This window comes from Mycobacterium sp. D16Q13, assembly GCF_002013375.1.
Lineage (GTDB): Bacteria > Actinomycetota > Actinomycetes > Mycobacteriales > Mycobacteriaceae > Mycobacterium.
This window is the reverse complement of the sequence record NZ_MAEW01000004.1, coordinates 1-10,318: the sequence shown is the minus strand read 5'-3', so window position 1 is coordinate 10,318 and position 10,318 is coordinate 1. Positions and strand designations below refer to the sequence as shown.

General features: G+C 64.2%; 9 protein-coding genes and 1 pseudogene. 5 read left to right on the top strand and 5 right to left on the bottom strand.

The genetic code is table 11. The annotated features are described in order from the left end of the window. Window positions 1-854: L,D-transpeptidase (locus B4400_RS06540; protein WP_286151537.1), on the top strand; the 854-nt coding region annotated here is incomplete at its 5' end. Window positions 855-914: 60 nt separating this feature from the next. On the opposite strand, the gene B4400_RS06535 is transcribed toward B4400_RS06540, so the two are convergent. Beyond that, window positions 915-2,897 (bottom strand): M13 family metallopeptidase, encoded by a 1,983-nt coding sequence (locus tag B4400_RS06535; RefSeq protein WP_078307043.1) that lies wholly within the window; start codon window positions 2,895-2,897, stop codon window positions 915-917. A gap of 123 nt (window positions 2,898-3,020) precedes the next feature. Here B4400_RS06535 and B4400_RS06530 point away from each other — a divergent pair, with 123 nt between their 5' ends. Both B4400_RS06530 and B4400_RS06525 read left to right on the top strand, forming a co-directional pair. Further along, window positions 3,021-3,503: a hypothetical protein gene (locus tag B4400_RS06530; protein WP_078307060.1), complete on the top strand. Its 483-nt coding sequence runs from the start codon at window positions 3,021-3,023 to the stop codon at window positions 3,501-3,503. Next, window positions 3,500-4,213, top strand: a complete 714-nt coding sequence (locus B4400_RS06525; protein ID WP_078307046.1) for a hypothetical protein — start codon at window positions 3,500-3,502, stop codon at window positions 4,211-4,213. The genes B4400_RS06530 and B4400_RS06525 overlap by 4 nt, the downstream gene beginning before the upstream one ends. On the opposite strand, the gene B4400_RS06520 is transcribed toward B4400_RS06525, so the two are convergent. Further along, complete coding sequence (locus B4400_RS06520) at window positions 4,210-4,629, bottom strand: CoA-binding protein (RefSeq protein WP_078307048.1); 420 nt, start codon at window positions 4,627-4,629, stop codon at window positions 4,210-4,212. The genes B4400_RS06525 and B4400_RS06520 overlap by 4 nt on opposite strands. Before the next feature lie 79 nt (window positions 4,630-4,708). On the opposite strand from B4400_RS06520, the gene B4400_RS06515 reads away from it, so the two are divergent. Continuing rightward, window positions 4,709-5,944 carry a GNAT family N-acetyltransferase gene (locus B4400_RS06515; RefSeq protein WP_078307050.1) on the top strand — a complete coding sequence of 412 codons (1,236 nt, stop codon included), beginning with the start codon at window positions 4,709-4,711 and terminating at the stop codon, window positions 5,942-5,944. Here B4400_RS06515 and B4400_RS06510 read toward each other — a convergent pair whose 3' ends face one another. The 3 genes from B4400_RS06510 to B4400_RS06500 form a co-directional block, all read right to left on the bottom strand. Continuing rightward, window positions 5,945-6,394, bottom strand: coding sequence for a CD225/dispanin family protein (locus B4400_RS06510; RefSeq protein WP_078307052.1), 450 nt, complete (start codon window positions 6,392-6,394; stop codon window positions 5,945-5,947). A 99-nt stretch (window positions 6,395-6,493) separates the two neighbouring features. Beyond that, the gene (locus B4400_RS06505; RefSeq protein WP_078307054.1) at window positions 6,494-7,024 is read right to left on the bottom strand and encodes a helix-turn-helix domain-containing protein; all 531 of its coding nucleotides are present in this window, start codon (window positions 7,022-7,024) and stop codon (window positions 6,494-6,496) included. Continuing rightward, on the bottom strand, window positions 7,021-9,804 hold the full coding sequence (locus tag B4400_RS06500; protein ID WP_078307056.1) for an MMPL family transporter: 2,784 nt from the start codon (window positions 9,802-9,804) through the stop codon (window positions 7,021-7,023). Before B4400_RS06500 ends, B4400_RS06505 begins: the two co-directional genes overlap by 4 nt. Window positions 9,805-10,157: 353 nt before the next feature. On the opposite strand from B4400_RS06500, the pseudogene B4400_RS24300 reads away from it, so the two are divergent. Continuing rightward, a pseudogene (locus B4400_RS24300) lies at window positions 10,158-10,318 on the top strand (hemophore-related protein); the annotation flags it as partial.

Sequence of the window (10,318 nt, the reverse complement as noted above, 5' to 3'; positions counted from 1 at the left end):
TTCCCCCCCCCCCGCCGCTGCCGTGGGAACTGCCGCCACCGCCGCCCGCGCCCGATGCACCGCCTCCGGGTGAGGTTCCGCCCCCGCCGGCGCCGACCACACCGCCTCCCGGGGCGCCTCCGACGGGTGATGTGCCACCGCTGCCGGTGGGTTTGCTGAAGAACTCGCCCAATAACGGTGACGTTGTCGGCGTGGCCCAGCCCGTGACGATCGTCTTCGCCGCGCCAGTGACGGACAAGAAGGCCGCCGAGGCCGCCGTGAAGATCACGACCTCGAAGTCTGTGCCAGGATATTTCTACTGGTACACCGATCAGCAGTTGCGCTGGAAGCCCACGCAGTTCTGGCCCGCGAACACCGATGTGAACGTCAATGCGGGTGGAACCAGGTGGAGCTTCAAGGTTGGCGACGCCTTTGTGTCGACCGTCGACGATGCGACCTTCACGATGACGGTGACGCGCAACGGTGTCGTCGAGCGCACCATGCCCATGTCGATGGGTAAGCACGACAAGAAGCACGAGACCAAGAACGGCACGTACTACGTCAGCGAGAAGTTCCAGAAGATGGTGATGGACTCGTCAACCTATGGGGTGCCGACGACCTCGCCTGAGGGCTACAAGCTCGACGTGTTCTGGGCTACCCGGTTGTCCAACTCCGGCATCTTCGTCCACGCGGCGCCGTGGTCGGTCGGCGATCAGGGCAAGCGCGATGTGAGCCACGGCTGCATCAACCTGAGCACCGACAACGCCACCTGGTACTTCAACCAGTCCCACCCCGGTGACCCGGTGATCGTGAAGAACTCGCCCGGTGGTCCGTACAAGGACTACGACGGTTACGACGACTGGCAGCGCTTCTAGATCCTCCGCCGTAGTACGAGAAAGCCCCCGGCCAATGGCCGGGGGCTTTCTCGTCGGGGGTCAGGACCAGATGCGTACGCGCTGATCGGCTTCCAGAAACAGCTCGTCGTCGGCGTTCAGCTCGAAGGCCTCGTAGAACGCGTCGATGTTGCGCACCACGCCATTGCACCGGAATTCCGGTGGTGAGTGCGGATCCACCGACAGGCGCCGGATCGCCTCTGCCTCGCGGGCTTTCGTCCGCCACACTTGCGCCCAGCCGTAGAACACTCGCTGCGCACCGGTAAGCCCATCGATGACGGGAGCCGGGTTGCCGCCGAGGGAGATCTCGTAAGCCAGTAGTGCAATCGAGAGACCGCCCAGATCGCCGATGTTTTCACCCACGGTAAACGCGCCGTTCACGTGCTGATCGGACAGCTCGCGGGGTACGAACTCGTCGTACTGATTGATCAACGCGGTTGTGCGCGTGCCGAACTCGTCGCGGTCGGTGTCTGTCCACCAGTTGACCAGGTTGCCGTCGCCGTCGTACTTGGAGCCCTGATCGTCGAATCCGTGCCCTATCTCGTGACCGATGACGGCCCCGATGCCGCCGTAGTTGGCGGCGTCGTCGGCGTCCGCGTCGAAGAATGGCGGCTGCAGAATCGCTGCGGGAAAGACGATCTCGTTCATGCCCGGGTTGTAGTAGGCGTTCACCGTTTGGGGGGTCATGAACCATTCATCGCGGTCGACCGGGCCCGCAAGCTTGGCCAGACCTCGATCGCACTCCGCCGCCGTGGCGCGCCGGACATTTCCCAGCAGATCGTCGCGACGGATCGCGATGGTCGAGTAGTCACGCCACGCTGCCGGGTAGCCGATTTTGGGGGTGAACTTATCGAGTTTCTGCAGGGCTCGCTCGCGGGTCTCCGGGGTCATCCACTCCAGGTCGGTGATGCTGACCCGATACGCCTCGCGCAGGTTGTCGACAAGAACTTCCATGCGGGCCTTGGCATTCGGCGGAAAGTGGCGCTCGACATACAGCTTGCCCACGGCTTCGCCGAGTAGCGACTCGACCACCGCAACACCGCGCTTCCACCGGTCGCGGATCTGCTCGGTACCCGACAGCGTGCGTCCGTAGAAATCGAAGTTCTCGGCCACCAGCGGTTCGGTGAGGTACGCCGCGCGGGCACAGATGAGCCGCCAGCTTGCCCACTGTTTCCAGTCGCTCAACGGCTCCGAGGCCCACAGACCGGCGAATGCGGTCAGATAGTCGGGCTGTCGCACCACCAATTCGGTGACTTGGCCGGTGGTGGCCCCCAGTCCGGATATCCATCCCGTCCAGTCGAATCCGGGTGCGGTGTGCTCCAGGTCGGCGAACTTCACCAGGTTGTAGCTCAGCTCGGCGTCGCGTCGCTTCACCACATCCCAGTGCGCTGCCGCAATTTTGGTCTCCAGGGCGAGGATCCGGTCGGCGGTGTCGGTGTGGTCACCGTCGCCGTAGACCAGCGCGAACATGGCGGCGATGTGTGCGCGGTAGGCGTCTCGCGTCGTCGCATGCTGCTCCTCGCGGTAGTAGGACTCATCGGGCAGGCCGAGGCCGGACTGGCTGATGTGCAGGAGGTAGCGCGAGGAATTTTTGGCGTCCGTGTCCACGTAGCAGCCCACCCCGCTGCCCGCTCCGGCGCGCTGCAAGGCGCCCACGACGGCCGCCAGCGCGGTGGCATTGGGCGCCGAGGCGATCCCGTCCAGCTCCTGGTGTAGCGGCGCCAGACCGACCGCCGCGACCGTCTCGGCGTCCATGAAGCTCGCGAACAAGTCGCCGATCTTCTGGGACTCGGTCCCTTCGGCCGCACCCGCCTCGCTCGCCTCGGTGATGATCCCGCGGACCTGCTCCTCGGCGCGGTCGAACAGAGTCCGGAACGCGCCGTCGACGGCACGGTCGGCAGGAATGGAGTATTCGGTGAGCCAGCGGCCGTTGACGTGGCCGAACAGGTCGTCCTGCGGGCGGATGGATTCGTCGCGGTGGCTCAGGTCAATACCGGATTTTGGCAGCACGGATTCTGTCGTCACCCGTCCATGGTGGCACGGGTCGCTAGGGTGAGGCCCGTGAGCGAAGACGACCCGGCACCCAGCCTTGGCAGCGGAGATGGACCCGTCTTCTCCCGGTATGGCGTGCTGTCGGCGGTTCTTGGCGTGATCGCGGTTGTCGCCCTGGTGTTTTCAGTCCTCGTGATCACCGGGCATCGCAGCCAGGAGGCCCGCGACCGCTACGACTCCCACGTGCTCGACACCGCTGTGACCTGGGTGAACACCCTGATCAACATGAAGAAGAGCAATGTCGATTCCAGCGTGCAGACACTGCAGGACGGTACCGCCGGGCAGCTCAGCGATCATTTGGTGGAGATGATCGCCGGTGTCGTGAAGCTCGCGCGAACTGTCGACGCCGATGCGGCCGGGGAGATCGATTCGGTGGTTATCGACAGGATCGGCGCAAAGATTCCGGGCGAGGATATCGGTCTGCCGTCCGTGGAGCGGGTTGACCGCGTCATGGTGGTGGCCACCTCGGTGACGCGGGATGCCAAAGCGCCCCCGAAGGTCAACCAGTGGCACCTGCGGCTCGCGGTGTCGAAAATCGAAGACCAGTTACTGGTGACCGGTCTGGAGCTGCTGCGATGAGACGGAATGTATTGCGGGTCATTCTTTTTGACCTGCTGGCGCCGTTGGCGACGGTACTGGCGATCGTCGAGCTTGGTGTGATTCTGGGCTGGCCCACGTGGTGGGTGGTGGTGTGTACGGCTTCGTGCTTGCTCATCGTCCAGGGGGTGGCGGTGAATGCCTATCTGGCCAGGCGGGATTCGGTTACCGTCGGTACGGACGACGATGGCCCTGCGCTGCGCACCGCAATTGTCGCTCTGGCCACGGTCTCGATGCTGGCCGTCGCGATGGTGGGATACCGGCATTGGACGGTGCCCGACCGGGAAGGGAACGCGGACCGTTCGGCCGTGACCGATGTCGTGACGGCAGTGGCCGAGGCGGTGGTGAATTTCTCCCCGGGAAGCCCGGACTCATACGTGCACAAGGCCATCGAGCACATGACCGAGGGGCAGCGGCAATCCTTCACGCGCGACTTCGACCGGGCTACCGCCGAACTGAAGGCCAAAGGAATCTCGCAGCAGGGTGAGATCATCTCAGTCGGGATCGAGGCGCTCGGCCCCGAAGACGCTGTGACGGCCGCACTGGTGCGACGCACCAGCGTCGCGGCCAAGACGCAACCCGAGGAGTCGGTGCTGGCACTGCGGATGACGCTGGCCAAGCGTGACGGTTCCTGGCTCGTGGACAACATCGCGCCGATCGATCGGATCGGCGCTGCGCCCGCTAAGGGCTAACGCGAACCGATACGTGCGAATTCGATTTCGGTGCAGCGGTCCATGACGACCTGCAGCCCGGCATCGGTTGCCCTGTTCGCGGCTTCGACGTCGACGAGATCGAGCTGAAACCACAGGGTGCGCGCGCCGATGTCGATGGCCTGTTGAGTGATACCCGCCAATTCTTCGCGGCGGCGGAAGACATCGACCAGGTCGGGTGTCTCCGGCAGCGCCTCAAGACTCGGATAGACAGCCTCGCCGTCGAGTTCGGAGATGGTCGGATTCACCAGGAAGATTCGGTAGGGGCTGTGTGCTGCCAGATAGCGATAGACACCATGACTCGGCCGGTCGGGATTGGCCGAAACTCCCACGATGGCAATGGTCTTGGTTTCGCGCAGTATCTGGGCGATTGCCGCGTCATCGGGGGCAGTCCACACCGCGGTTCCTTTCTGGTCACGCCCAGCACACCGAAAACTCGAGTGACAGGTCTTGGTATGTCACGGTAGACATGGGTATGTGTCTGACCTGACCCTACGCACCATCCACAGTGAGGACGACTACGAGTCGTTCATGTCCTCGTCGTACTCGGTGTTTCTGCAGGACCTGCAGAAGGACGAGATCGAGGCCCACCGCAAGTTCACCGAATTGGATCGGATGATCGGATTCCACAACGGGAAGAGGTGGGTCTCGACAGCGGGAGCCTTCAGTCGTCAGGTGGTGTTACCGGGTGGAACGGTCGTACCGGTGGCCGCCATCACCGCGGTCACGGTGGCGCCCACACATCGCCGCCGGGGTCTGTTGACCGCGATGATGCGTCATCAGCTGGAGGACGTCCGCTCGCGCGGCGAGGCTATCGCCATGCTGTTCGCCTCGGAAGCGTTGATCTACGGCCGATTTGGCTATGGAGTCGCGACGGAGGCCGCGGATTTGTCCGGCCGGGTCAAGGAGCTGGCCTTCCGGCCAGATGTGGATCTGGGCGACGGCACCCTGGAAGAGGTAGACGCCGAAACCTTCCTGGCGTCGGCGCCCGCCGTCTACGACGACGCCATCGCGGAACTGCCCGGCCAGATGTCCCGGACCTCCGAGTGGTGGGCTTCCTGGACTCTTGATAACGAGGAACGCCAGAAAGACTCCGGCAAGATCCGTTTCGTCCTGCACTACGAATCAGACGGAACAGTCAGCGGATTCGCCATCTATCGGCCGAAGCCGGGGTGGGGTGATGCTGGACCCGATGCCGAGTTGCACGTGCAAGAGGTGCTGGGCACCAATCCGCGCGCCTACGCCCGGACATGGCGCTATCTGCTGGATATGGATCTGGTCCGCAAGATCAAGTATCACGGCGCGTCGGTACATGAGGAGCTGCGCTATCTGGTGGCCAACCATTCGGCGCTGGAGTGCGCGGTGAGCGATGCGATCCAGGTGAGGCTGGTCGACATTCCGGCGGCGCTGTCACAGCGGCGGTACGCCGCCGAGGTGGACGTGGTGCTGGAGGTAACCGATGAATTCCTGCCGAAGAATTCGGGACGCTACCGTCTGCGCGGCCGTCTGGCCGATGCGAGCTGCGAAATCACCACGGAGGAAGCCGATATCGCGCTGACCGTGCGCGACCTCGGATCCGTCTACATGGGCGGGGTGAGCCTGCAGGCGCTGGCCAGAGCCGGTCTGGTTACCGAGCTGAGGGCAGGTGCGGTGCAACGGGCCGCCATTGCGTTTGGCTGGCCCGTTGCACCCAGTGCACCCGACGACTTCTAGCTAGTTATCGCGACCGGGACGGCCCATCGGGCCTGGGCCGTTCCACCCGTCGTCATCCCAGGTGCGGTGCCAGCCGCCGTGGTGGCCCCAGCCACCGCCGCCACCGCCGTGCGTGTGCCACCAGATTGCGCATGCGATGCGAACGGCAATGAACAGGAACAGCAGCACTAGGCCGGTCAGCAGGGCGATCTTGCCGAGCAGCTTGGCGCGGTCCGAGGATTCTTGAGCGCGGTCGAATTGGCCGGTCAGCCAGAACTGAGTGACGTTCAGTGCGTTGGTGAACGCGCTGAAGGCCAACGGCCAGAAGAAGACAACGGCGGCGACTGCCCAGCCGACATTGGTGGGCGGGGGTTTCGGTGCACCGGCGGGTGCGGTCGGTGCGGGCGGGGGCGTGTGTGTGGGCGCTGAAATCGCACCCGTGGGTTCGTCAGATTTTGTCTCGTCGGTCATGGCACGAGGTTAGGCCGAATTCAGGCGGGCTGCCATAACGATCGGACAGCTCCCAGGGAACTGACATTGGTTACGCAGGTACCCGGACCGGCGCACGTGTCATCCGCGGGGGCGGGTGCGCCCGAACCGTCGGGCTACCCTGCGCATCCGAACCAGCATCGCGACCGATGGGCTGGTCGTGCCCGTCAGGTATGAGGAGAGCTCGCTACTTGAAACACCTATGCGGGAAGCAAACTCGGCTTCACGCAGACCTGAGGCCTCGAACAGCAGGTTGATCTCGTTGGCCGCTTCTCGCTGTTCGGCTTCGGCAAGGTTGTCGCGGGCTCGGGTGAGGACTTCCTGCAGCACGGTCGAAATGCCGTAAAGCTCGTCGGAGCCCACCACCTCTTCCACCTGGCGTGCGGTGCGTCCGAATGGATCGCGTTTGAGCGCGTAGACGATTGCCTGCCAATCGGACAGGTCGCCACTTTGCAGGGCATCGAGGATCTCGGAGGTGGTCCAGTGGGTTACCGGCTTGTCACTGCGCCCCGGCTGGACGGTCTCCGCGGAACTGGAGTTGGTGTCACCGGAACCCGAAGGCTCGTCGGGCACTTCGGGTGAGACGGCTGGAGCGTCGCTCGTGACCGTCACCTCGCATCCTCCAACATCGCCACCGCCACGGACAGGCACTGCCTGCGCACCGTGGGGCTTTCCATCGCTCCGTCGCCGGGTTTCGGGTCAGCGAGCCTGCGTACCAGCTGGCTGGAAACCCACCTCTGATTGGACTGTACACAGTAATGCTGATCGAGCCCCGCGAGGACCTTCGCCGCCGTCTGCGGATCCATCTGCGAAGCGAGCCGGGCGAACTCGGTGTAATCACGTTCGGCATTGCGGCGCATCAACAACAGTCCTTGCATGCGTAGTGCTTCGGCGTCGGTGGGTACAGCACACTTCTGTCCCGTCGGCAGTTTTACCTGCGTGGTTTCGACCGGTGTCAGCCGAGACAGGGGGCCGGGCATTCCGACTGCATCGGTGTCCGTTCCATTTTTGCCGGCCTGCAGGGCTTCCAGGGCCACAGTCAAGTTGTCACGCCAGCGGTCCGCGAGCACCGACTGCGTGTCGGGTGCGGTGACGGTACCGCCGTCGGCGAGGCGCTTGAGTCGGGCCGCCGAGACCGCGATGGCGTGATAGTCGATACGCGGTTCCTCGAGCCCGGATCCTTGAAGTCGCAGCGCACTCTCGGTATGCGGACCCGGAAGCTCGTCGACACATGGGGTTTCGAAGTCCACGGTCGGAAGCACCCGATCCAGCCAGCCGGGCAGCCACCAGTTGCGCTGGTCGAACATCGCCATCAGCGCCGGTACCAGTACCAAGCGCACCACCGTGGCGTCGACCGCGATCGCCACCGCACACGCGACGCCCAGCTGCGCGACCAACGGCATTCCGGCGAACGCGAATCCGATGAACACCGCGATCATGATCAGCGCCGCGCTGGTGATGGTGCGCGCGCTCGTGCGCACGCCGAAGGAGACCGCGTCGGCGCAATCGCCGGTGCGTAGATACCGCTCGCGCACGCGTGCCAGCAGGAAGATCTCGTAATCCATGGTGAGACCGAAGGTCAGTGCGAGAGCCAGCGGCGGGATGCTGCTGTCGATGTTGGCCTTATGGAAGCCCAGGAATTCCAGCCATCCCCACTGGAAGACGATCACCAGACTGCCGTAGGCGGCGGCGACGGAGAGCACCGTCATCACCACACCCTTGAGTGCCAGCACCGGCGAGCGCAGCGTGGCCAGCAGCATCACGAATGCGAGTACACAGACAAACGCGAACACGCCTAACAGGGAGTGTTCGACCCGGTTGTCGTAGTCGAACAGCAAGGCCGTCGGGCCGCCGACGTTGATATCAGCCCCCGAATCCTTGAGCGCTTCGGGCACATTCGCGCGTAGCCAGCTAACGGTCTCGCGCGCGGCAGTCGCTTCGGGGTCCACCGAAAGCACGGCCGAGATCAGCGCGTCATGTCCGCCGGTGGAGAAGATGGGATCCGAGACCCGCGCGATATTCGGGGCCTGCGCGATCGTTTCTTTGGCGGTCTCGAGGGCCCGTGCGTGCTGGGGATCCTGCGCATTGCCGTTTTCGCCGTCGAAGGTGAGCAATATTTGTACCGGTCCGAGCGCACCCGGACCCATGGCGACGGCGGCGGCGTCGATGCCCCGACGGATCTCATGGGACGAATCGAATTGGCGCAGCATGCTATTGGATACCTGCATCTGCAGGCTCGGCGCAGCGAGTGCGAGCAGGAATATCGAGGCGCCCAGCGCGGAGAGCCATGGCCGGCGCATAACTTCCTGGGTCCACTTGCGCCAGAACGGAATTGAATGCTTACGCAGCGGTGAGACGCGTAAAAGCCGGGACTGGTTGGCCGCAGCCTTGCCGAAGATGGCGAGCAGCGCGGGCATCAGTGTGGTGGACGTGAGGACGGCGATGGCGACGACGATGATGGCGCCGGAGGCCATCGACGCCAGCGCGGGGGTGCCGATGAGGTAGATACCGGCGAGGGCGGCGATCACCGTCAGACCGGAGAACGTGACGGTGAGGCCCGAGGTGGCCATGGCCCCGGCGATGGCCTCTTGTTTGTTCTTCCCGGAGTTCAGCTCCTCGCGGTACCTCATGAGGATGAAAAGGGAATAGTCCACCGCGACGGCGAGGCCGATCATGGTGACCGTCGGCAGGGCGAACACCGAAATAGTGGTGATGTTGGACAGCGCGAGCACGATCGCGACGCTCAGCGCCACCGTGCACAGGCCCAAGAGCAGGGGCAGGGAGGCCGCGGCGAGGGAGCCGAACGCTGCGATCAGCACAATGAGGATGACCGGGATGTTCCACTTCTCGGCCTGTTTGATGTCCCCGGCGATCTGTTCGGTCATCGCGGCACCCAGCGCACCTTGGCCGATGACGTACAGAGACACTCGGCCGCCGGCGATGTGCCCGGGCTCACCCCCGTGCACACCTATCTTCTTGCGGAGGTCCTTGGCGATGTCGGTCGCACCGGTGTTGTCGAACCCGATGCGCAGGGTGACGACGAACGGGCGGTCCGGTTGCGGGGTCAGCTGCGCGGGAATGGGCTCGACGGAAACCTGAGGGATCTGGGCTGCCACCTGCTTGAGGTAATCGACGGCGGCCGTCATATCGGCGACGGTCGCATCGGGACGTGGCGCGGCGACCAGTGCCAGTGGAGACGCTCCGTGCTCACGGAATCCGGTCTCCATCGCGTCGTGCACCGTGAGCGACTGCGACCCGGCGACCTCGAAACCACCGCCGGTGAGTTTTTCGCCCCGGCCTGCCACCAGGCCCACCGCCGCGACAATGAGAATCAGCCAGACAGCGACCGTCAACCATCGATACCTGCGAAGGTAGTCGCTGGTGCGCATCATGACTGACTGCACGATGGTTCCTGTCGTTCGGTGTGACGCACGCAGTCTCCTGTGGCGTGGTCGTGATGCTACAGCAACGCGACCAACCGTGCCCCCTGTCTGCATATATCCCGGCAACCTGCAATGACACGGTTACTAACAGCCTGCCTTGGCGAAAAACGAGTGGTGGCTGGACGTGCCTTTCGCGCTCCCTGGCAACGTTGTGTTGGACGAAAAATAGGATCGTGAAATTCAGAATCTGGCCGACGATAAAGACTCGGTAACCTTCTGGTGACTACGCGCGTCCGTGTTTCGAAATGGCGCCGAATTTCGATACGTTGGCTGTAATCCCCCAAACAAGTAGGAGGAATGTCATGTCAGCCAAAACCTCGCGGCGCACGGCCTACGGCTTGCTGAGCGCAGGTGTTCTCGCTGGCGGGCTCGCGATGAGCGCCTTGGCACCGATTGCCGCGGCCGAACCAGTCCCCCCGACTCCCGCCCCGGCCCCAGCGGCTCCCGCCGCGCCGGCACCCGC

Coding starts and splice junctions, on each gene's coding strand:
- B4400_RS06525 (WP_078307046.1), top strand. CDS start 3,500: ATGAGACGGAATGTATTGCGGGTCATTCTTTTTGACCTGCTGGCGCCG.
- B4400_RS06510 (WP_078307052.1), bottom strand. CDS start 6,394: ATGACCGACGAGACAAAATCTGACGAACCCACGGGTGCGATTTCAGCG.
- B4400_RS06500 (WP_078307056.1), bottom strand. CDS start 9,804: ATGATGCGCACCAGCGACTACCTTCGCAGGTATCGATGGTTGACGGTC.